Origin of the sequence: Amycolatopsis sp. NPDC051371 (assembly GCF_040682155.1) — a bacterium.
GTDB lineage: Bacteria > Actinomycetota > Actinomycetes > Mycobacteriales > Pseudonocardiaceae > Amycolatopsis.
Genome location: NZ_JBFBAG010000035.1, coordinates 65,694 through 86,269 on the forward strand (window position 1 = coordinate 65,694; position 20,576 = coordinate 86,269).

Here is a 20,576-nt window from a genome sequence, read left to right on the forward strand (position 1 = left end):
GTGACCAGCACCGCCGCCTCGGCCCAGTACCTGCGCGACCTCGCGCTGCTGCGCCGGGTCCGGGACCGGATCGACCGGGAGTACGCCCAGCCGCTCGACGTCGAGGCGCTCGCCCGGGGCGTCAACATGTCCGCCGGGCACCTCAGCCGGCAGTTCCGGAAGGCCTACGGAGAGTCACCGTACTCGTACCTGATGACACGCCGGATCGAGCGGGCGATGGCCCTGCTGCGCAAAGGCGAGCTGAGCGTCACCGAGGTCTGCTTCACCGTCGGCTTCTCGTCGCTGGGCACCTTCAGCACCCGGTTCGCCGAGCTGGTGGGCGTGCCGCCGAGCGTCTACCGCGAGGAGCAGGCCGAGGCCACCGTCGGGATGCCGCCGTGCGTGGCCAAACAGGTCACCAGACCGATCAGGAATCGAGAAGCGCGGCCCTCGGCGGCCACCTAGGGTGACGGCCATGGACGTCACCATTCACTCGAGCTTCCTCCCCCACACCGACCCGGAAGCGTCCCTCGCCTTCTACCGCGACCTCCTCGGCTTCGAGGTCCGGATGAACGTCAAGTACGGCGGGATGAGCTGGATCACCGTCGGCCCGCCGAACCAGCCCGACACGGCGATCGTGCTGAGCCCGGTGTCCGCGACGCCCGGCCTCACCGACGACGAGCGCCGCATGATCGCCGAGATGATGGCCAAGGGCACCTACGCCTCGATCAACCTGGCCACCAAGGACCTCGACGCCCTTTTCGCGAAGCTCGAAGCGGGCAACGCCGAGGTCGTCCAGGAGCCCGTCGACCAGCCCTACGGCGTCCGCGACTGCTCGTTCCGCGACCCCGCCGGCAACCTCCTGCGCATCCAGGAGCTCCGCTGACCGAGGTCGCGGCCCCCGCCGGCTACCGCGACGTCCTGCGCGACCGGCGCGTGGCCGGGCTGCTGCTGGGTGACCTCCTGGCCAACGTCGGCACGGGCATGATCATCGTCGCCATGCCGGTGCAGACGCTGTCCCTGCACGGCAGCGTGCCGAAGGCGATCGCGATCGGGCTGGTGGAGGCCGCGCCGTTCGTGCTCGCCACCGTCCTCGCGCTGGCCATCGGGCTGGGCCGCGTGCGGGTGCCGCCGCGTGCCCTCCTCGTCGCCGACTGCGTGCTGCGCTCGCTGACCTTCGCCGCTCTCGGCGTCCTGTCCGTCACCGGCACGCTCACCCTGCCGGTGCTGATCGCCGGCCTGCTCTTCGGCGCGACCTTCCGGCTCGCCGGGTCGAGCAGCCGCCGGCTCCTGGCGACGTCGGCCGCCGGCGAAACGGGGCGGTTCTCGGTCAACGGCCTGCTCGGGCTGAACACCACGTTCGCGCTCTACATCGCGGGGCCGGTGCTGGGCGGCCTGATCGTCGCGACCGCCGGCGCCGGTTACGCGCTCTTCTTCGACGCGGGCGGCGCGCTGGTCCTGCTCGCGGCGACGCTCCTGTTCGTGCCCCGCTCGGCCGCGGGCCGGGACGCGCTGCGCGAGCCGAAGACCTCCGGCTGGCGGATCCTGCGCCGCCGCCCGGTCGCCGCGCGGCTGCTCGTCGTCGAGTTCTTTTTCAACTTCCTGTACATGCCCATCGAAGTGGCGCTCCCGCTGTACGTGAGCGGGACGCTGCACGCCGGCGCGTCCGGGCTGGGTCTGCTGTGGGGTGCGCTCGGGGCCGGCGCGTTCCTCGGCGCCGCGCTCGTCAGCCGGCTGCGCAACCTCCCGCAGCGGCCGCTGCTGGTCGCGATCATCGGGCTGTGGGCGCTGTGCCCGATCGCGCTCGCGGCCGTCGGCGACCTCACGGCCGCGCTGGTCGTCTTCGCCCTCGGCGGGCTGGTGTACGCGCCGTTCACGCCGGTCGCGTACAGCTTCCTGCAGTCGGGACTCGAACCCGGGGAGCAGCAGCAGGTCGTGACGCTCTGGACGACCGGCGCCACGGTCGCCGCCCCGCTGGGCCTGGCCCTCGGCGGTCCCCTGATCGAACTGACCGGCACCACCGGCGGGCTCGTGCTGTCCGGGGTGCTGACGCTCCTGCTGCTCCCGATCGCGGCCCGGGCCGTACTCGACCGCACACCGAAAGGGGAAGTCCCATGTGCCTGAGCCTCCAGATCGCCGCGCGCGAGCACCTGCGCGAACTGGTGCTGCTGCGCCGCGTCCGCGACCGCATCGACCGTGAACCGACCCTCGACGTCGAGGCGCTCGCCGACAGCGCGGGCATGGCGGCCGGGGACTTCCTCCGCCGCTTCCGGGACGCCTACGGGCAGTCCCCGCACGCCTATCAGCGGACCGCCCGGGCGGTCCGCACGCGCACCTTCGACCGAGTGCTGGAGACACGATGACCAAGCCCACGAGGAAGTCCGCACCGCACGTCGCCGACAGCCACGACCTGATCCGCGTCCACGGCGCGCGCGTGAACAACCTCAAGGACGTCAGCGTCGAGCTGCCGAAACGGCGCTTGACGGTGTTCACCGGGGTCTCCGGCTCGGGCAAGAGCTCGCTGGTGTTCAGCACGATCGCCGCGGAGTCGCAGCGGCTGATCAACGAGACCTACAGCACCTTCGTCCAGGGGTTCATGCCGACACTGGCCCGTCCCGACGTCGACGTCCTCGACGGGATCACCACCGCGATCATCGTCGACCAGGAGCGGATGGGCGCCAACGCGCACTCCACCGTCGGCACCGCGACCGACGCGAACGCGATGCTGCGCATCCTGTTCAGCCGGCTCGGGCAGCCGCACATCGGCTCGCCGCAGGCGTTCTCGTTCAACGTCGCCTCGATCAGCGGCGCGGGCGCCGTCACCATCGAGAAGGCCGGGCGGCAGATCAAGGAGCGCCGCAGCTTCAGCATCACCGGCGGCATGTGCCCGCGCTGCGAGGGCCGCGGCAAGGTCAACGACGTCGACCTGACCGCGCTCTTCGACGAGGACAAGTCGCTCAACGAAGGCGCGATCACCATCCCGGGCTACAGCATGGAGGGCTGGTTCGGCCGCATCTTCCGCGGCTCCGGCCTCTTCGACCCGGACAAGCCGATCAAGAAGTTCACCAAGAAGCAGTTCAACGACCTGGTGTACAAGGAACCGACCAAGATCAAGGTCGAGGGCATCAACCTGACCTTCTCGGGGCTGGTCCCGGCGATCCAGAAGTCCATGCTGTCCAAGGACGTCGACTCGATGCAGCCGCACATCCGGGCGTTCGTCGAGCGGGCCGTCACGTTCACGACGTGCCCGGACTGCGACGGCACACGGCTGTCCGGCGAGGCCCGGTCGTCGAAGATCGACGGCATCAGCATCGCCGACGCGTGCGCGATGCAGATCAGCGACCTGGCCGGCTGGGTGGGGAAGCTGGCCGAGCCGTCGGTCGCGCCGCTGCTGGACGCGCTGCGCCGCACCCTCGACTCGTTCGTCGAGATCGGGCTCGGCTACCTCTCGCTCGACCGGCCGTCGGGCACGCTCTCGGGCGGGGAAGCCCAGCGCACCAAGATGATCCGCCACCTCGGGTCGTCGCTCACCGACGTCACCTACGTCTTCGACGAGCCGACGATCGGGCTGCACCCGCACGACATCCAGCGCATGAACGACCTCCTGCTGCAGCTGCGCGACAAGGGCAACACGGTGCTGGTCGTCGAGCACAAGCCGGAGGCCATCGCGATCGCCGACCACGTCGTCGACCTCGGGCCGCGTGCCGGTTCCGACGGTGGCGAGGTCGTGTTCGAGGGCACTGTGGACGGTCTGCGCAAGAGCAAGACGCTCACCGGGCGGCACCTGGACGACCGCGCGTCGCTGAAGTCCTCGGTGCGCTCGCCGTCGGGCTTCCTGGAGGTGCGGGGCGCTTCGACGCACAACCTGCAGGACGTCGACGTCGACATCCCGCTCGGTGTCCTGACCGTCGTGACCGGGGTGGCGGGCTCGGGAAAGAGCTCGCTGATCCACGGCTCGGTGTCCGGCGGCGAGGGCGTGGTGACGGTCGACCAGACGGGGATCCGCGGTTCGCGCCGGAGCAACCCGGCGACCTACACCGGCTTGCTGGAGCCGATCCGCAAGGCGTTCGCCAAGGCCAACGGCGTCAAGCCGGCGCTGTTCAGCGCGAACTCCGAAGGCGCGTGCCCGAACTGCAACGGCGCCGGAGTCGTCTACACCGACCTGGGGATCATGGCCGGCACCGCCACGCCGTGCGAGGTGTGCGAGGGCAAGCGGTTCATGGCCGAGGTGCTGGACTACCGGTTCGGCGGGCGCGACATCAGCGAGGTGCTGACGATGTCGGTGGCCGAAGCGGAAGAGTTCTTCGCCGAAGGCGAGGCGAAGCTTCCGGCAGCTCACAAGATTCTCACACACCTGTCCGACGTCGGCCTCGGCTACCTGACGCTGGGCCAGCCGCTCACGACGCTGTCCGGCGGCGAGCGGCAGCGGATCAAGCTGGCGACGCACATGGCGGAGAAGGGCGGGATCTACGTCCTCGACGAGCCGACGGCGGGCCTGCACCTGGCCGACGTCGAGCAACTGCTGGGCCTTCTGGACCGACTTGTGGACTCGGGCAAGTCGGTGATCGTCATCGAACACCACCAGGCGGTGATGGCCCACGCGGACTGGATCATCGATCTCGGCCCCGGCGCGGGCCACGACGGCGGGCAGGTCGTCTTCGAGGGCACCCCCGCTGACCTGGTCGTTTCACGGTCCACAGTGACCGGTGAGCACCTCGCGGAGTACGTCGGCTGACCGGGCGGCCCGCGTATACCAGAATCGGCGATGGGGCAGGCCCCCGGAATGTGCCGGGGGTACTCCGGGTTCCGTGACGAACCCCTACCCGGAAGACTGTGGCCGGTGACCACAGACAACCTCGTGCACACCGGCAGCGACTTCGCCCGGCTGAGCCAACGCATCTCCGCCGCCGGCCTGATGACGCGCCGCCCCGGCTACTACACCGCCCGGTTCGCCGTCGTGGGCGTGCTGTTCGCCGCCGGGTGGGTCGCCTTCGCACTGCTCGGGAACTCGTGGTGGCAGCTGGCCGTCGCCGCGTTCCAGGCCGTCATGTTCGCGCAGATCGCGCTGCTCTCGCACGACCTCGCGCACAAGCAGGTCTTCCGGCGCCGGCGGCCCACCGAGATCGCCGGGATGCTCGTCGGCAACCTCGGCATCGGGATGAGCTACGGCTGGTGGATGGACAAGCACACCCGCCACCACGCCAACCCGAACCACGAGGAGCTCGACCCCGACGTCGACCCGGACATCTTCGTGTGGTCGAAGGACCAGGCCCGGAACGCGGGCGGGGTCGCGCGGTTCATCGGGCGGTACCAGGCCTTCCTGTTCTTCCCGATGCTGACGCTCGAAGGGCTCAACCTGCACGTGTCCGGGATCCGCGCGGTGTGCAAGCCGGGCCTGCGCCGCCGCTGGGTGGAAGCCGCGCTGCTGGCCACGCACGTCGTCGTCTACCTCGGCGCGCTGCTCCTCGTGCTCTCCCCCGGCATGGCGCTGCTGTTCTTCGTGGTCCACCAGGCACTGTGGGGCGTCTACATGGGATCGATCTTCGCGCCCAACCACAAGGGAATGCCGACCCTGACCGGGCAGCCCGCGCTCGACTTCCTCCGCAAGCAGGTGCTGACCTCCCGCAACGTCCGCGGCGGCGCCGTGATCGACGTCGCCCTCGGCGGGCTCAACTACCAGATCGAGCACCACCTGTTCCCGAGCATGCCGTCGCGGCACCTGCGGCTGGCGCAGCCGATCGTCCAGGGCTACTGCGCCGAGCTGGGCATCCCCTACCTGCAGACGAGCCTCGTCGAGTCCTACCGGCAGGCGCTCACCCACCTGCATGAAGCTGGGGCACCTCTCAGGAACCGTTCGTAGACTCGGGGGATGAGGAAGACCGCATCATGAAAAAGACGGTCGCGGCTCCGGGGTTGCGGGACTTGCCGGCGGCGTTCGGCGCGAAGGCCACCGGGGCGCGGGCCGAGCGGGTCCGCGCCTCGGCGCAGTTCGACGGCAAGGTGTTCCGCAACGCCGCCCCGCGGCTGCCGATGACCGCGGCGTCGATGCGGACGATCTTCCGCGAGATGTTCTTCGGCGAGCACCGCGAGCTGCGCAAACCCGGCGGGGCGGTCCCGCTGGTGGCGTCGGAGCCGGTGCTCTCGGCCGACGGTCTGCACGTCACGTGGTACGGCCACGCGTCGGCGCTGATCGAGCTGGACGGCGCCCGGGTGCTGCTGGACCCGGTCTGGAGCGACCGGGTCTCGCCCGCGGCGTTCGCGGGCCCGCGGCGGCTGCACGAGCCGCCGGTGGCGCTGTCCGGGGTCGGGCGGGTCGACGCGGTGGTGATCTCCCATGACCACTACGACCACCTGGACCTGGCGACCGTCCGCTCCCTGGTGGCGTCGACTTCGGCGCCCTTCCTGGTGCCGCTCGGAGTGGGCGCGCACCTGGAGCGCTGGCACGTCCCGGCCGCGCGGATCATCGAGCTGGACTGGCACGAAGAGGCGACGGTGGCGGGCGTCCGCTTCGTCGCTACGCCGGCCCAGCACTTCTCCGGCCGCGGCATCACGAACGACGACACGCTGTGGACGTCGTGGGCCCTGCTCGGGCCGTCGCACCGGGTGTTCTACAGCGGCGACACCGGGTATTTCGACGGTTTCGCCGCGATCGGCGAGGAGCACGGCCCGTTCGACGTGGCGCTGATCCAGATCGGCGCGTACGCCCCGCACTGGCCGGACATCCACATGACTCCGGAGGAAGGCGTCGCGGCGGGCATCGACGTCCGGGCGAAGCTGCTGGTCCCGGTCCACTGGGCGACGTTCCAGCTGGCGATGCACCCGTGGGGCGAGCCGGCGGACCGGGTGTGGCGCGAAGCGAAGGCGGCGGACCTGGCGCTGGCGATCCCCCGCCCGGGCGAGCGCATCGACGTGGCGGCGCCGCCGGCGGTCGACGGCTGGTGGCAGGCGCTGTGAAGCTGAAGCTGGACCTCCACGACATCTACAACCGCGGCGGCGAGATCGACCGGGCGCTCAAGGGAATCATCGACGAAGCCGTCGCCAAGAAGGCGCCGCTCGTCGAGATCATCCCGGGCAAAGGTTCAGGCCAGCTGAAGAAGCACGTCCTGCGGTTCCTCGAGCGCAAGGACGTCAAGGCGCTCTACCACCGGATCGAGAAGGACAAGGACAACTTCGGCCGGGTGTTCGTGCACTTCCGCTGGAAGTGATCAGAACCGGCTGTCGTGGCGGGCTTCGGCCCAGGCGCGGTCCCACGCCGCCGAGTGGAGACGGCTCACCGCGAGCCGGCCCGCGCCGTACACCGCGGCCAGCGCGCCCGTGATCGCGACCCACAGCAGGATGGCCGCGAACACCCCGTCGGCCGCCGAGGTGGACGGCGAGAGCGGCTCGTTCGTCAGCTCGCCGCGCTGGTCCAGCCACACCGACACGTGCGTGCCCGCCGGGCTGCCCGCATCGGCCAGGACGTCGCCCGTGTGGCGGGCGCCGCGCGCGTCGAACCACGCCGCCTGGACCGTCGTCTGGTCGGCCGGGGCGCCCGCGCCGTCGGTGCTGTACGTCTGGCTGGGCGCCGCGACCAGCGAAACCGCCGTCGCCGGGTGACGCGTCGTGCGTTCCTGCTCGGCCCGGGCGGTCTGCGACGCGTAAGTCTCGGAGCCGAACGCGGCCGCGAACGGCAGCGCCAGGAGCGCGCCCGCGAAGACCAGGACCAGCAGGACGGCCTCGACGCGGTCGCCGAACCTGGTCAGCGGGTTGCGGCCGGGGTGCAACCGGCGCCGGAACCGCGCGATCCGTCCGCTGGGCCCACGCATGCGCGACTCACTCCTCCCAGGAAAACGTCATCTCCATAACAGTGTGCGCGCGGGGGCTCGACTTTCTCTCGTAAATGGGATGCGGCCCACCTGTGAACCCGTGCACAACCACCCGGTCGCGCTAACTCGCCGCGATCGCCGACCACAACGCGTGAGCGATCTGCGGCCCGCAGACGTCGGTGTGGCCGCGGACGAACCGGTCGGCCAGCAGGTTGTGCGGGACGCCCGGCCGCCAGCGGTAGCTCCCGCCGACCGGCAGCAGCTCCGCCGTGACGGCTTCGGCGGTCCGTTGCGCGCCGTTGCGGCCGAGGCCGCCGTAGGGGCTCGACGCGTCACCGAGCGCGGAGACCGTCTGGCCGGCGATCCGCGACGCGATCGCGTAGGCGACGCCGACCGCGAGGTCGTTGGCGGTGTGCGTGACGACGATCGGCCCGGTCACGACCCGCTCGTCCAGGACCCCGCGGAAGGCGCCGGGCCGGCCGTCCCGGTCCGCGGCGAAGCCGTGGTGCGAGAACGCCGCCTGCAGCAGGGTCAGCGTCGCCACCGACCCGGCCGGACGCGCGTTCGCGGCCGCCGTCACCAGCCGGCCGCCGAAGCTGTGGCCGACGAGGTGGACCTTCGGCCCGGCGAGGCTGGCCAGCAGCGGCGCGAGGCCGCGGACGCCGACCTCACCCGCGCGGGCCTTCATTTCGTAGTAGGCGAGGAAGTCGAGCAGGTGCGACGCCGCGTCGGCGAAGCCGGTCGTCCCGAGGCGGTCCATGACCGTGCCGCCGGGGAGGGTGAAGAGCTGCGTCGAGGCGTCTTCGGGGTCGTCCGCGCCGCGCGAGGCCACCGAGAGCAGGGCGGCGGCGAACGCCGTGCGCGCGGTCGCGCGGACGGTCAGCGCCGGCACCAGGTCGGCCGCGGCGTCGATGGTGAGCCGCTGGCCGGGCACGAGGTCCCGCAGCAGGTCGAGTCGCTCGGGCAGGCCGGCGTCCGGTTCCAGGCCGGCGAGCTTCCGCGACGGCCACAGCACGCAGGCGAACGCGATCCGCCGGCCCGGCAGACCACCCGAAACCGCGCGCATCGACCCCGCCATCGCCGAGTAGAGCAGCCGCGCGACGAGGTGGTCGTTGTTCCAGCCGTGGGTCAGGACGACGAGGTCGGTGACCGCCGGGTCGGCCGCGAGCTCCCGCACGGCCGCGCCCCGGTCGCCGACGAGCTCGCCCGCCCGGTCGAACTCGACCTCGGCGGCCGGGAAACCGCACAGCTGCACGGAGGTCCTCCTCGGGCGACGACTCCCGGGAAGTCGCCCGCGACCCGGCGGCCGTTACTCGGAGCCGGTCGTCGGACCGCGACTGTGTCGAAGCCGATCATCAACGCCGGCAGCACATCCCGCTCCGGCCCGATCCGCCTCAAAGCCAATCGTCGGGCCGCGGCCACGGCATCAGCGCCGCGAGCGCGTCCCGGGCCGGCTCGGTCACCGCGTACCGGCCCCGGTGGAACAGCAGCGGCCGCGCGTCCGACGGCGCGCCCAGCGCGGTGACCCGGCCGATCACGACGTAGTGGTCGCCCGCCTCGTGCACCGCTTCCAGCTCGCAGTCGATCCACGTCAAAGCGCCGTCGAGCAGCGGGGCCCCGGACGGCGACGGCGTCCAGGCAACCCGGGCGAACTTGTTCTCGCCGCGGGCGCCGAACACGGCGCTGACCTCCTCCTGGTGCTCGGCCAGGACGTTGACCGCGAACCGGCCCGCCGCGGCCAGCACCGGCCACGTCCGCGACGTGCGAGCCGGGCAGAACAGCACCAGCGGCGGGTCGAGCGACAGCGCGGCGAACGACTGGCAGGCGAACCCGGCGAGCGTGTCCCCGTCCCGGCCGGTGACCACCGTGACGCCCGTGCAGAAGTGCCCGAGGACGCTGCGGAACCCGGCCTGGTCGACCGCCACCGAGGTCATGCGCCCGGGGGCCGCGCGCCGACCGAGAAGTCGTGCCCCCACAGGGAGACCGCGGTGCTCTCGCGGGCGATCCAGTTCTCGTCGTCGACCTGCCGGCCCTCACAGCCGAACTCGACGTCGAAGCCGCCGGGGGTCTTCATGTAGAACGACAGCATCAGGTCGTTGACGTGCCGGCCGAGCGTGGCCGACATCGGCACCTTCCGCCGGATCGCGCGGTCGAGGCACAGGCCGACGTCGTCGGTGTTCTCCACCTCGACCATCAGGTGCACGATCCCGCTCGGCGTCGGCATCGGCAGGAACGCCAGGCTGTGGTGGCGCGGGTTGCAGCCGAAGAACCGCAGCCACGCGGGCGGGCCGTCGGCGGGCCGGCCGAGCATCTGCGGCGGCAGGCGCATCGAGTCGCGCAGCCGGAAGCCGAGGACGTCGCGGTAGAACCGCAACGACGCCTCGTCGTCCTTTGTGGACAACACGACGTGGCCGAGGCCCTGCTCGCCGGTGACGAACGTGTGGCCGTACGGGCTCACGACGCGCCGGTGCTGCAGCGCGACGCCGTGGAACACCTCCTGGGTGTTGCCGGACGGGTCGTCGAAGCTGATCAGCTCGTCGACCCGCCGGTCCGCCAGCTCCTCCGGCGTGCCCTCCTTGTACGGCACCGAGGCACTGTCCAAACGCGACCGGATCTCCGCCAGCTCGCCGGCGTTCGCGGCCTCCCAGCCGGTGGCCGCCAACCGGTCCGCCGGACCCGGCGAGATCACCAGCCGCGCCGGGAAGTCGTCCATGCGCAAGTACAGCGACTCCGGGTCGCCGCCCTTGCCCTCGACCATGCCGAGCACCTTGAGCCCGTACTCGCGCCACGCGGCCATGTCGGTGGCTTCGATGCGGAGGTAGCCCAGTGACCGGATACCCATCAGGAACTCCCGAGGAAGTCGAGGGCCAGCCGGTTGAATTCGTCGAACTTCTCCAGCTGGGCCCAGTGCCCGCAGCCGCCGAACACGTGCAGCTGCGCGCGGGGGACGGTTTTCAGGGCGAGGACAGCGCCGTCCAAGGGGTTGACGCGGTCCTCGCGGCCCCAGATCAGGAGCACGCGCTGGCGCAGGCGATGGGCCTCGCGCCAGAGCATGCCCTCTTCGTAGGTGTCGGGCTGCGCGAACGACATGCCCATCGCCCGCATCGCGGCGAGTGACTCGGGGGTGTTCGCCGCGGCGAACCGGTCGTCGATCAGCTCGTCGGTGATCAGTGCCTGGTCGTGGACCATGATGCGCAGGAACGCTTCCATGCGTTCCCGGCTGGGCTTCGCGGCGAAGCGACCGAGGTTCTTGACGCCCTCGGTCGGGTCGGGCGCGAAGAGGTTGACGCTCAGCCCGCCCGGTCCCATCAGCACCAGGCGGCCCGCGCGCTTGCCGTGGTTCAGCGCGAGCCGCACCGCCGCGCCCCCGCCCAGGGAGTTGCCGACGAAGTGGGCGCGCTCGATCCCGAGGGCGTCCATCAGGCCCACGACGGCGTCCGCGCTGTGGCGGAAGTACTGCGGGTGCTCGGTCGGCTTGTCGGAACGGCCGAAGCCGGGCTGGTCGACGGCGATCGTCCGGTAGTGCTTGGCGAACTCCGGCAGGTTGCGCCCGAAGTTGCTCCACGCCGACGCGCCGGGCCCGCCGCCGTGCAGCAGGATCACCGTCTCGGCGTGTTCCGCACCGGCTTCGTGGTAGTGCAGCTTCAAACCGCCCGCCTGGACGTACTTGCCTTCCGGAGCGGCCATCAGTACATCGCGTTCTCGACGGGCAGCCCGAAGGCGCCGGTGCCGAACATGACGTACGCGCGCTCGGCGTCGTTGGCCGCGTGGACGCGGCCGGCGTGCGCGTCGCGCCAGAAGCGCTGGATCGGCGTGCCGCGCTGGATGGCGCGGCCGCCGGAGTTCTCGAAGAGCCGGTCGATCGCGCTGATCGCGCGTTCGGTGCCGCGCACCTGGTCGCGCCGGACGCGCAGCCGCAGGTCCACGGGCAGCCGTTCCTCGCGCTTGGCCAGCTCGTACAGGTCCTCGATGTTGCGGGTCAGCTGCAGCCAGGCGGCGTCGATCTCGCTGGCCGCTTCGGCGATCCGCACCTTGGCGAACGGGTCCTCTTTGGACTGTTCGCCGGCGTAGGCGGCCCGCACGCGCTTGCCCTGGTGCTCGACGTGGGCGTCGTAGGCGCCCTGGGCCATGCCGATGATCGGCGCGGTGATCGTGCTCGGGTGCACCGAGCCGTAGGGCAGCCGGTACAGCGGGCCGGGGTTCACGACCTGGCCCGGCACCTTGCACTTCGACGTCGCGATGAAGCTCAGCGCGCGGTGCTGCGGGATGAAGACGTCCTCGACGACGATGTCGTTCGAGCCGGTCCCGCGCAGGCCGATGGTGTCCCAGACGTCCACGATGGAGTAGTCCGCGATGGGCAGCAGGTACGTGCAGAAGTCGACCGGCTTGCCGTCCTTGAACGCCGGTCCGCCGAGCAGCACCCACGTGCAGTGGTCGCTGCCGGAAGAGAAGCTCCACCGGCCGGTCAGCCGGTAGCCGCCGTCGACGACCTCGGCCTTGCCCATCGGGGCGTACGACGAGGAGATCCGCACGTCCTCGTCCTCGCCCCAGACCTCCTGCTGCGCCCGGTCGTCGAACAGCGCGACGTGCCACGGGTGGACGCCGAGGATGGAGGCGACCCAGCCGGTGGACCCGCACGCGCTCGCGATCAGCTTGACCGCGGTGTAGAAGCTCACCGGGTCGGTTTCGAGGCCGCCGTACGACTTCGGCTGGAGCATCTTGAAGAACCCGGTCTCCTGCAGGGCCTTGACGGACTCCTCGGGGACGCGGCGCGCGTCCTCGGTGTCCTGGGCCCGTTCCCGCAGGACCGGCAGGAGGTCCCGGACCCCGGCGATCACCTGCTCGCTCATGCGCAGTCCTCTCTCGCGTTCACTCCCGCAAGACTAGAACACGTTCTCGTTTTTGTCGAGAACGCCCTGCGCCAGAGCGCTGTTGATCCCCGCCCTGCGGCCGGAAAACACGCAGTCGGCCAGCGAGAGGCCACTCACGTACGACCTGGAACAGATTCCCACCGCGGTGCGCCCGGCGGCGTACAGCCCGGCGATCGGCTCCCCCGTCGTGCTCCGCACCGCGCCGGTGTCCTCGTCCACGACCAGGCCGCCGAGGGTGAGCATCGGCGTGGGGTAGCCCAGGTTGGGCCGCACCGAGATGTCGATGAGCGAGAACGGCGGGCTCTCCAGCCGCCGCCGGAACTCCTCAGGCTTCCCCGCGGGATCCGAAGCGCCGTGGTAGGCCTCGACGCTCGCGCGCAGCCCCTGGGGATCGACCCCTGCCTTGCGCGCCGCCTCCTCGACCGTCGCGCCGGTCACGCGCCCGCGACGCAGCAGGTAGCGCAGCTGGAGCCCCTGGAACCACTGGCTTTGCGCCTTGGTGTCCCGTCGGGCCTCCGCCACGATCGGCGCGTCGACGAGCAACCAGCCCTTGCTGCCGTGGTCCTCGATGAGCTTCTCGCCGACCGCGGCGCCGTACCGGGATTCGTCGATGACTCGCCGGCCGTCGGCGTCGATGATGATCCCGCCGAGGAACGCACTGGGCGGCGTGACGAACCGCCACGCCGAGATCCGGCCCAGTTCCCCGGTCGCCGCCCCGGCCTCGACGCCGAGCCGGATGCCCGAGCCGTCGTCGGCGGACGTGCCGAGCGGGAGCCCGCCGCGGTAAGCGGGCGCGTGCTCGCGGACCATCTCCCGGTTGGCGATGAACCCGCCCGCGGCGAGCACCACCCCGCGCCGGGCGGTGATCCGCAGCTCACGGCCGTGCGCGCGCTCCAGGCGTTCGACGCGGCGGTGCAGCGACTTGCGCAGCGACGGCACGTAGATGCCGGGTTTCGCGGAGTACTGCGAGAGCCGCCGGTGCCGGGCGCGCACCGCCGCGGGGGCGTCCCGCAGCGTGTCCACGACGAGCCCGGTGACGCGGCCCTCGTCGTCCCGGATCAGCGTCCGCGCGTTCGTCTGGGGCAGCACCCGGATGTCGCGCTCGCGCACGGCTTCCTTGAGGCGCGTCATCAGCATCTTTCCCGAGGTGCCGGGGCCTTTGACGCGGTGACCGCGTGGCGCGGGCTTCGCAGCGTCGCGGAAACCGCCCGCGGCTTCGCTGCCGGAGTAGTACAGGTAGTGCGCGTCGCTCGGGTACGACGTCTTGTAGGGGCACAGGCTGCCTTCGAACGGCACGCCGTTGCCCTCCAGCCAGGTGATCATCTCGCGGCTGCCCTCACAGAAGCGCCGCAAGGTCTCCCCGGAAACGACGTCCCCGGCTTCGAGCCGCAGGTAGGCGTACATCGCGTCGACGGAGTCGTCGACGCCCGCGTCGAGCTGCTGAGCGGTCCCGCCGCCCGCGTAGACCACGCCGCCGCTGACCGCGCTGGCGCCGCCACCGGCGAACCGCTCGACGAGAATGACGTCGGCGCCCGCGTCGGCCGCTTCGAGGGCGGCGCAGGCGCCGGCCGCTCCGAACCCCACGATGATGACGTCCGCGACGAGTTCGTCCATGGTCGTCACCCTAGAACTGAAACACGTTCTCGTCTATGGTGGCCGAAGCGACTCTCAACTGGATACTCTTCTTGTGGAACACGTTACCGATCTGGCCGAAAAGCAGGCGGACACGGACCGGCGGCGACCTCTCACCGGCAGTCGTTCCGCCGTGGCTGTCGGCCGGATCGGTAACCATCGATACAGCAGGTGAGGTGGCATGACGGAGCAGTTCGACGTTGTCGTCGTCGGCAGCGGCGCCGCCGGGATGACCGCCGCGCTGGCCGCGGCGAAAGCCGGTCTGAGCGTCGTCGTCCTCGAGAAGGCGGCCTGCTTCGGCGGCTCGACCGCCCGCTCCGGCGGCGGGGTCTGGCTGCCGGGCAACCACGCGCTGCGCGCCGCCGGGATCGACGAACCGCCCGAGCGGGCCCGCGAGTACCTCGCCTCGATCGTCGGCGACGTCGTCCCGGCCGTCCGGCGCGACACGTTCCTCGCGCACGGCCCCGAGGTGCTGAAGTTCGTGTGCGACCACACGCCGTTGAAGTTCCGCTGGGTCCGGAACTACAGCGACTACCACCCCGAAGCACCCGGCGGCCGCTCCGGCGGCCGCTCGGTCGAGCCGATGGCCTTCGACGGCAAGCTGCTCGGCGACGACCTGGCCCACCTCGAACCGCCGTACAGCGCTCCCCCGCTCGGCGTGCCCATCACCCAGGCGGACTACCGCTGGCTGAGCCTCCTCGCGCGGCACCCGCGCGGGGTCGTCCGGATGCTGTCGCTGGGCGTCCAGTGGCTGGCCGGCCGGGTGCGCGGGCAGCGGCTGCTGAGCATGGGGCAAGCGCTTGCGGCCGGGCTGCGGGTGGGCCTGACGAGGGCCGGCGTCGACGTCCGGCTGAACACCCCGCTCGTCGACCTGCACATTGAAGACGACCGCGTCACCGGCGTCGTCACCTCGGAGGGAGTCGTCGGGGCCCGGCGCGGCGTCATCCTCGCCAGCGGCGGGTTCGAGCAGAACCTCGAGATGCGCGAGAAGTACCAGCGCGCGCCGATCGGCACCGACTGGACCGTCGGCGCGGCCGCCAACACCGGCGACGGCATCACCGCCGGCCTCAAGCTCGGCGCCGCGCTCGACCTGATGGACGACGCCTGGTGGGGGCCGTCGCTGCCGCTCACCGGCGGCCCGTGGTTCGCGCTGGCCGAACGGTCACGGCCGCGCTGCATCATGGTCGACGCCCGCGGCGAGCGGTTCGTCAACGAGTCGGCGCCCTACGTCGAGGCCGTCCACGCGATGTACGGCGAGGGCGACGGGCCGGGTGAGCACATCCCGACCTGGCTGGTGTTCGACCAGCGCTACAAGGACCGGTACATGTTCACCGGCGTCGGGCCGCGCCAGCCGCTGCCCGGACGCTGGTTCAAGGCCGGGATCGCGGTGAAGTCGGGCTCCCTGGAAGGCTTGGCCGCGAAGATGGACGTCTCACCGGAAGGCCTCTCCGCGACCGTCGAACGCTTCAACGGTTTCGCGGCCAAGGGCGTCGACGAGGACTTCCAGCGCGGGGTCAGCAAGTACGACCACTACTACGGCGACCCGCGCAACAAGCCCAACCCCAGCCTCGGCCCCCTGGACAAAGCGCCGTACTACGCGGTGAAGATCGTCCCGGGCGACCTCGGCACCAAGGGCGGCCTGCGCACCGACGAGCAGGCGCGGGTGCTGCGCGAAGACGGCTCGGTCGTACCGGGCCTGTACGCCGCAGGCAACGTCAGCGCGGCCGTGATGGGCCGGACCTACGCCGGACCGGGCGCGACCATCGGCCCCGCCATGGTGTTCGGCTACCTTGCGGCCACGCGGGTGGCCCGCGATGATCAAGGGACCACGGGAGGCGAGCGATGACGCAGGCAGCGACGACTCAAGACGGGGTACGCACCATCTACGCCGGGGAGCCGCCGGCCCGGTTCGCGCGCGGCTGGCACTGCCTCGGCCTGGCGAAGGCCTTCCGGGACGGGAAACCGCACGCGGTCACGGCGTTCGGCACGAAACTCGTCGTGTTCGCCGCCTCGAACGGCGAACTCAACGTCCTCGACGGCTACTGCCGGCACATGGGCGGCGACCTGACCCAGGGCACCGTCAAGGGTGACGAGGTCGCGTGCCCGTTCCACGACTGGCGCTGGAACGGCAAGGGCAAGTGCGTCTCGATCCCCTACGCCAAGCGGGTTCCGTTGCGCGCACGCACGCGGGCGTGGACGACGGTGGAGCGCAACGGCCAGCTGATGGTCTGGCACGACCCGGAGGGCAACCCGCCAGCGGCCGAGCTGGAGATCCCGCTGATCGAAGCCGCCGACAGTCCCGAGTGGAGCAACTGGACCTGGGACTCGATCTTCATCGACGGCTCCAACTGCCGCGAGATCATCGACAACGTCGTCGACATGGCGCATTTCTTCTACATTCATTACGCGTACCCGACGTACTTCAAGAACGTGTTCGAAGGCCACATCGCCACGCAGTACCTCAACACCAAGGGCCGCCCGGACATGGGCATGGCCTCGAACTACGGCGGTGAGGAAAACCTGCTGCGCTCGGAAGCCTCGTACTTCGGACCGTCCTACATGATCAACAAGCTCATGAACTCGTTCCAGGGTTACGAGATCGAGAGCGTGCTCATCAACTGCCACTACCCCGTGTCGCCGACGGCGTTCGTGCTGCAGTACGGCATGAAGGTCAAGAAGCAGCACGGGCTGACCGACGAGCACGCGGACAAGATCGCGGCGAAACTGGCGAAGGGCATCGGCGCCGGGTTCCTGCAGGACGTCGAGATCTGGAAGCACAAGACGCAGATCGACAACCCGCTGCTGTGCGAAGAGGACGGTCCCGTCTACCAGCTTCGCCGCTGGTACCAGCAGTTCTACGTCGACGCCGCCGACGTCACCGAGGACATGACCCGGCGGTTCGAGTTCGAAGTGGACACTTCGAAGGCCAACGAGGCGTGGGCGGCCGAGGTGGCGGAGAACCTGGCCCGGCAGAAGACCGAGGCGGAAGTGTGACCACCGCCGAGACCGCCGAGTTCCTGACCGGCGGGCTGCGGCCGCACGAGTGCCGCAGCTGCGGGACGTGCGTGCTGGTGAAGAAGAACAGCATCCAGCACACGAGCATCCAGTGGACCTCGCGGCCCGCGGAGACGTGCCCGGTGTTCGCCGACGCGGACGGCCCGTCGGCGTTGCTCGACACGTGCCCGAAGCTGGCGGACAGCATCGGCGACGCGGTGCGCGACGGTTCGCTGGCGGTGGCCGATGGGTGAGCGGGTCTACACGCTGACCGTCGCCGACGTCGTCGTCGAGACGCCGGACGCGCGGTCGGTGGTCTTCGAGATCCCCGCCGAGCACGCCTCGGCGTTTTCCTACACGGCGGGACAGTTCCTGACCCTGCGGATCCCCAGCGACCGGACCGGCTCGGTGGCCCGGTGCTACTCGCTGTCGAGCGCGCCGCACGAGAACCGCGTGCAGGTGACGGTCAAGCGGACCGACGGCGGGTACGGGTCGAGCTGGGTCTGCTCGTCTTTGAAGCCGGGGATGCAGGTGGACGTGCTCGCGCCGGCCGGGGTGTTCTGCCCGACCTCGGTGGACGAGGACTTCCTGCTCTTCGCCGGCGGTAGCGGCATCACGCCGGTGATGGCGATCCTGAAGACCGCGTTGGAGCAGGGTTCCGGGCGGGTCGTGCTCGTCTACGCGAACCGTGACGAAAGCTCGGTGATCTTCGCGGGCGAACTGGCTTCGCTGGCGAAGCGCTACGGAGACCGCCTGGTCGTCGTGCACTGGCTGGAGAGCGTGCAGGGCCTCCCGGACGTCTCGCAGCTGCGCGGGCTGGCTTCGGCGTATACGTCTCACGAGGCGTTCCTGTGCGGACCGGCGCCGTTCATGGCCGCCGCGCGCGAGGCGCTCGGGCAGCTCGGGGTGCCGCGGGACCGAGTGCACGTCGAGAAGTTCACGTCGCTGTCCGGGAACCCGTTCGAGGCCGTTGTCGCGGAGGAGCCCGAGCCGGAATCGGACGAAACGCCCGCGTCGCTGACGGTGACGCTGGACGGTTCGACTCGGTCGATGGAGTGGCCACGTCGGCGGAAGCTCCTCGATCGGCTGCTGGACGCGGGCATGGACGCGCCGTACTCGTGCCGCGAGGGACAATGCAGTGCGTGCGCGTGCCGGATCGTGTCGGGTGAGGTGAAGATGCTGCACAACGAGGTCCTGGACGCCGAGGACATCGCGGACGGCATCGTGCTGGCCTGCCAGTCGCTGCCGGTCACCGACGACGTCTCGATCAGCTACGAATAAGGAGTCTCCGCGTGCCCATCGATCCCGCGGTCGCCATCGGCGCCGAGATCGGCGAGGTGAACTTCGCCTGGACGTCGTCGGACGTGCTGCTCTACCACCTGGCGCTCGGCGCAGGACCGGACGAGCTCCGGTACACGTACGAGCAGGACCTGGTGGTGCTGCCGACGTTTGCGACGGTCGCGGCGAACCTGCGGGTGTTCGACCCGCCCGCGGTGTCGTTCCCCGGGGTCGAGATCGACCTGGCGAAGGTGCTGCACGGCAAGCAGGAAGTCACCGTGCACCGGCCGATCCCGGCGTCGGGGAAAGCGGTGGCCCGCTCGAGGATCGCGGACGTGTTCGACAAGGGCAAGGCCGCGGTGGTGGTACAGGAGGTTTCGGTGACCTCCTCCGACGGGAGTCCCTTGTGGACGGCGCGGTCGAGCATCTTCGCCCGCGGCGAAGGCGGTTTCGGCGGTTCGCGGGGGCCGTCCGACCGGATCGAGTGGCCATCTCGCGCGCCGGACTTCGTGGTCGAAACGCCGACGTTGCCGCAGCAGGCGTTGCTGTACCGGCTGTGCGGGGACCGGAACCCCCTGCACGCGGACCCGGCGTTCGCGGCCGCGGCCGGGTTCCCGAAGCCGATCCTGCACGGGCTGTGCACGTACGGGATCGTGGCGCGCGTGCTGGTGAACGAGTTCCTGGACGGCGATCCGTCGCGGGTGGCGTCGTTCGCGACGAAGTTCGCCGGCGTGGTGTTCCCCGGCGAGACGCTGCGCATCCGGGTGTGGCGCTCGTCCGACCGGTTGCTCGTGACGACGTCGGCGGTGGAGCGCGACGACGCGCCGGTGCTGGCGGACACGGTGCTGGTGCCCACTTCGTGAGAACGTCCCGGCGGTCGCCCGCTAACGTGGAGGGGTGACTTCGGAATACTTCGTGGTGCGGGGAACGGTCGAGCCGGGCGACCAGCGAGGCCGTGAGCTGGGCTTTCCCACGGCCAACATCGCGCTGGGCGACCAGGCCGGGTCCGTGGGCGACGGGGTGTGGGCGGGCTGGGTGGGCCGCGCCGACGGCGCACGCGTCCCGGCGGCGATCTCGGTCGCCGCCGCCCGACGTACTACGGCGCGGACGGGTACCGGCTGCTGGAGGCCCACCTGCTGGACTTCGCGGGCGACCTGTACGGCGAGACGCTGGTGGTGTGGCTGGGGTCGCACCTGCGTGACCAGCAGGCGTACGCCTCGGCGGAGGACCTGATCACGGCGCTGAAGAACGACGTCGCGGCGGCGACCCAGTGGACGGCGACCCACCCGGCGGCATCGCTGCCGGCCGCCGGCGAGAGCCCGCTGGGCGAGGTCCGCCGAGTCACGGGCTGAGGGTCTGCCGCGGCTTGTCGTGAGTGAGAAACAGTGTTCTAACCCTGTTTCCCACTCACGACGTCAGAGAGCCGAGGCCAGCAGCATGTAACCCATCCCGGCCCCCATGACCGCCCGGCAGACCGCGCGCGACGCCTGCCCGGGGCCGGCAGCGGTCCCCGCCGACCCGCGCACCGCGAGCACGCCCGTCCGCGCCGCGTCGAGCACGAAGTACCCGGCCGCCGCCACCGCGACCAGCGGCAACGCCAGCCGTGAGTCCATCGTGGACATCGTCAGCCACGGCCCGTGCACCATGCCGCCGTGGGGCATCGCCGTCACCATGTAGAGCATCGCCGCCGCCGAAAGCGCGTGGTGGGCGCAGCCGCCTCCCCGCCACCACGCGACCGCGAACCAGGCCGCCGTCAGCACCAGCACCGCCTGCCAGCCCGCCGCCGGGATCGGGCCGCCGACCGGCGAGAACATCGCCACCATCGCGACCACCAGCAGCAGCTCGGCCAGGTCGCCGTGGCGGACGCCGTGACCCAGCCGCACGTAGTCGAGCCGCACGAGCCGCAGCACGCACGGCAGCGCCAGCGCCGCGAACACCGCGGTGAGCGCCCAGTCGACCACCATCGCCAGTCGGCCTCACTCTCCGTCGTGGGTGGTGTCTCCACCGTGACACCCAC

General features: G+C 71.0%; 21 protein-coding genes and 1 pseudogene. 14 read left to right on the top strand and 8 right to left on the bottom strand.

The window, feature by feature from the left end; genetic code table 11:
- From AB0M59_RS35575 to AB0M59_RS35610, 8 genes are all read left to right on the top strand, one after another.
- Window positions 1–444, top strand: coding sequence for a helix-turn-helix transcriptional regulator (locus tag AB0M59_RS35575; RefSeq protein ID WP_364624223.1), 444 nt, complete (start codon window positions 1–3; stop codon window positions 442–444).
- A gap of 10 nt (window positions 445–454) precedes the next feature.
- The gene (locus AB0M59_RS35580; protein ID WP_364624225.1) at window positions 455–865 is read left to right on the top strand and encodes a VOC family protein; all 411 of its coding nucleotides are present in this window, start codon (window positions 455–457) and stop codon (window positions 863–865) included.
- Between the two features lie 50 nt (window positions 866–915).
- Window positions 916–2,103 (top strand): MFS transporter, encoded by a 1,188-nt coding sequence (locus AB0M59_RS35585; protein WP_364624226.1) that lies wholly within the window; start codon window positions 916–918, stop codon window positions 2,101–2,103.
- Complete coding sequence (locus AB0M59_RS35590) at window positions 2,094–2,342, top strand: AraC family transcriptional regulator (protein WP_364624228.1); 249 nt, start codon at window positions 2,094–2,096, stop codon at window positions 2,340–2,342. The genes AB0M59_RS35585 and AB0M59_RS35590 overlap by 10 nt, the downstream gene beginning before the upstream one ends.
- Window positions 2,339–4,714: an excinuclease ABC subunit UvrA gene (locus AB0M59_RS35595; protein ID WP_364624230.1), complete on the top strand. Its 2,376-nt coding sequence runs from the start codon at window positions 2,339–2,341 to the stop codon at window positions 4,712–4,714. The genes AB0M59_RS35590 and AB0M59_RS35595 overlap by 4 nt, the downstream gene beginning before the upstream one ends.
- Before the next feature lie 105 nt (window positions 4,715–4,819).
- Window positions 4,820–5,839 (top strand): acyl-CoA desaturase, encoded by a 1,020-nt coding sequence (locus tag AB0M59_RS35600; RefSeq protein WP_364624232.1) that lies wholly within the window; start codon window positions 4,820–4,822, stop codon window positions 5,837–5,839.
- A gap of 26 nt (window positions 5,840–5,865) precedes the next feature.
- Complete coding sequence (locus tag AB0M59_RS35605; protein WP_364624234.1) at window positions 5,866–6,933, top strand: MBL fold metallo-hydrolase; 1,068 nt, start codon at window positions 5,866–5,868, stop codon at window positions 6,931–6,933.
- Window positions 6,930–7,184 (top strand): Smr/MutS family protein, encoded by a 255-nt coding sequence (locus AB0M59_RS35610; RefSeq protein WP_364522382.1) that lies wholly within the window; start codon window positions 6,930–6,932, stop codon window positions 7,182–7,184. Before AB0M59_RS35605 ends, AB0M59_RS35610 begins: the two co-directional genes overlap by 4 nt.
- Here the strand turns inward: AB0M59_RS35610 and AB0M59_RS35615 are convergent, their stop codons facing one another.
- The 7 genes from AB0M59_RS35615 to AB0M59_RS35645 form a co-directional block, all read right to left on the bottom strand.
- Window positions 7,185–7,784 (bottom strand): hypothetical protein, encoded by a 600-nt coding sequence (locus AB0M59_RS35615; RefSeq protein ID WP_364624236.1) that lies wholly within the window; start codon window positions 7,782–7,784, stop codon window positions 7,185–7,187.
- Window positions 7,785–7,905: 121 nt separating this feature from the next.
- Window positions 7,906–9,039, bottom strand: coding sequence for a hypothetical protein (locus tag AB0M59_RS35620; protein WP_364624238.1), 1,134 nt, complete (start codon window positions 9,037–9,039; stop codon window positions 7,906–7,908).
- 139 nt (window positions 9,040–9,178) lie between these two features.
- Entirely contained in the window at window positions 9,179–9,718 is a 540-nt protein-coding gene (gene hsaB, locus AB0M59_RS35625; RefSeq protein WP_364624240.1) for a 3-hydroxy-9,10-secoandrosta-1,3,5(10)-triene-9,17-dione monooxygenase reductase subunit, read from the bottom strand.
- Window positions 9,715–10,626 carry an iron-dependent extradiol dioxygenase HsaC gene (gene hsaC / locus AB0M59_RS35630; RefSeq protein ID WP_364624242.1) on the bottom strand — a complete coding sequence of 304 codons (912 nt, stop codon included), beginning with the start codon at window positions 10,624–10,626 and terminating at the stop codon, window positions 9,715–9,717. Before hsaC ends, hsaB begins: the two co-directional genes overlap by 4 nt.
- A complete protein-coding gene (hsaD, locus tag AB0M59_RS35635; RefSeq protein WP_364624244.1) occupies window positions 10,626–11,471 on the bottom strand; it encodes a 4,5:9,10-diseco-3-hydroxy-5,9,17-trioxoandrosta-1(10),2-diene-4-oate hydrolase in 846 nt (281 codons plus the stop codon). Before hsaD ends, hsaC begins: the two co-directional genes overlap by 1 nt.
- Entirely contained in the window at window positions 11,471–12,634 is a 1,164-nt protein-coding gene (gene hsaA, locus AB0M59_RS35640; RefSeq protein ID WP_364624246.1) for a 3-hydroxy-9,10-secoandrosta-1,3,5(10)-triene-9,17-dione monooxygenase oxygenase subunit, read from the bottom strand. Before hsaA ends, hsaD begins: the two co-directional genes overlap by 1 nt.
- Window positions 12,635–12,667: 33 nt before the next feature.
- Complete coding sequence (locus tag AB0M59_RS35645) at window positions 12,668–14,269, bottom strand: FAD-binding protein (protein ID WP_364624248.1); 1,602 nt, start codon at window positions 14,267–14,269, stop codon at window positions 12,668–12,670.
- 199 nt (window positions 14,270–14,468) lie between these two features.
- Here AB0M59_RS35645 and kstD point away from each other — a divergent pair, with 199 nt between their 5' ends.
- From kstD to AB0M59_RS35675, 6 genes and pseudogenes are all read left to right on the top strand, one after another.
- Window positions 14,469–16,133, top strand: coding sequence for a 3-oxosteroid 1-dehydrogenase (kstD, locus tag AB0M59_RS35650; RefSeq protein WP_364624250.1), 1,665 nt, complete (start codon window positions 14,469–14,471; stop codon window positions 16,131–16,133).
- Window positions 16,130–17,281: a Rieske 2Fe-2S domain-containing protein gene (locus tag AB0M59_RS35655; protein WP_364624252.1), complete on the top strand. Its 1,152-nt coding sequence runs from the start codon at window positions 16,130–16,132 to the stop codon at window positions 17,279–17,281. The genes kstD and AB0M59_RS35655 overlap by 4 nt, the downstream gene beginning before the upstream one ends.
- On the top strand, window positions 17,278–17,535 hold the full coding sequence (locus tag AB0M59_RS35660) for a hypothetical protein (protein ID WP_364624254.1): 258 nt from the start codon (window positions 17,278–17,280) through the stop codon (window positions 17,533–17,535). Before AB0M59_RS35655 ends, AB0M59_RS35660 begins: the two co-directional genes overlap by 4 nt.
- Window positions 17,528–18,562: a ferredoxin--NADP reductase gene (locus AB0M59_RS35665; RefSeq protein ID WP_364624256.1), complete on the top strand. Its 1,035-nt coding sequence runs from the start codon at window positions 17,528–17,530 to the stop codon at window positions 18,560–18,562. Before AB0M59_RS35660 ends, AB0M59_RS35665 begins: the two co-directional genes overlap by 8 nt.
- 11 nt (window positions 18,563–18,573) lie before the next feature.
- Complete coding sequence (locus tag AB0M59_RS35670) at window positions 18,574–19,422, top strand: MaoC/PaaZ C-terminal domain-containing protein (RefSeq protein ID WP_364624258.1); 849 nt, start codon at window positions 18,574–18,576, stop codon at window positions 19,420–19,422.
- Between the two features lie 34 nt (window positions 19,423–19,456).
- Window positions 19,457–19,911: pseudogene (locus AB0M59_RS35675) on the top strand (riboflavin kinase).
- A gap of 63 nt (window positions 19,912–19,974) precedes the next feature.
- Here the strand turns inward: AB0M59_RS35675 and AB0M59_RS35680 are convergent.
- Window positions 19,975–20,523, bottom strand: a complete 549-nt coding sequence (locus AB0M59_RS35680) for a DUF5134 domain-containing protein (protein WP_364624260.1) — start codon at window positions 20,521–20,523, stop codon at window positions 19,975–19,977.
- Window positions 20,524–20,576: the final 53 nt, after the last annotated feature.

Bases quoted from the DNA above. Each gene is read 5' to 3' on its own strand.
- AB0M59_RS35580 (WP_364624225.1), top strand. From the start codon at position 455: ATGGACGTCACCATTCACTCGAGCTTCCTCCCCCACACCGACCCGGAA.
- AB0M59_RS35590 (WP_364624228.1), top strand. From the start codon at position 2,094: ATGTGCCTGAGCCTCCAGATCGCCGCGCGCGAGCACCTGCGCGAACTG.
- AB0M59_RS35595 (WP_364624230.1), top strand. From the start codon at position 2,339: ATGACCAAGCCCACGAGGAAGTCCGCACCGCACGTCGCCGACAGCCAC.
- AB0M59_RS35605 (WP_364624234.1), top strand. From the start codon at position 5,866: ATGAAAAAGACGGTCGCGGCTCCGGGGTTGCGGGACTTGCCGGCGGCG.
- AB0M59_RS35615 (WP_364624236.1), bottom strand. From the start codon at position 7,784: ATGCGTGGGCCCAGCGGACGGATCGCGCGGTTCCGGCGCCGGTTGCAC.
- hsaB (WP_364624240.1), bottom strand. From the start codon at position 9,718: ATGACCTCGGTGGCGGTCGACCAGGCCGGGTTCCGCAGCGTCCTCGGG.
- hsaC (WP_364624242.1), bottom strand. From the start codon at position 10,626: ATGGGTATCCGGTCACTGGGCTACCTCCGCATCGAAGCCACCGACATG.
- hsaD (WP_364624244.1), bottom strand. From the start codon at position 11,471: ATGGCCGCTCCGGAAGGCAAGTACGTCCAGGCGGGCGGTTTGAAGCTG.
- hsaA (WP_364624246.1), bottom strand. From the start codon at position 12,634: ATGAGCGAGCAGGTGATCGCCGGGGTCCGGGACCTCCTGCCGGTCCTG.
- AB0M59_RS35645 (WP_364624248.1), bottom strand. From the start codon at position 14,269: ATGGACGAACTCGTCGCGGACGTCATCATCGTGGGGTTCGGAGCGGCC.
- kstD (WP_364624250.1), top strand. From the start codon at position 14,469: ATGACGGAGCAGTTCGACGTTGTCGTCGTCGGCAGCGGCGCCGCCGGG.
- AB0M59_RS35655 (WP_364624252.1), top strand. From the start codon at position 16,130: ATGACGCAGGCAGCGACGACTCAAGACGGGGTACGCACCATCTACGCC.
- AB0M59_RS35665 (WP_364624256.1), top strand. From the start codon at position 17,528: ATGGGTGAGCGGGTCTACACGCTGACCGTCGCCGACGTCGTCGTCGAG.
- AB0M59_RS35680 (WP_364624260.1), bottom strand. From the start codon at position 20,523: ATGGTGGTCGACTGGGCGCTCACCGCGGTGTTCGCGGCGCTGGCGCTG.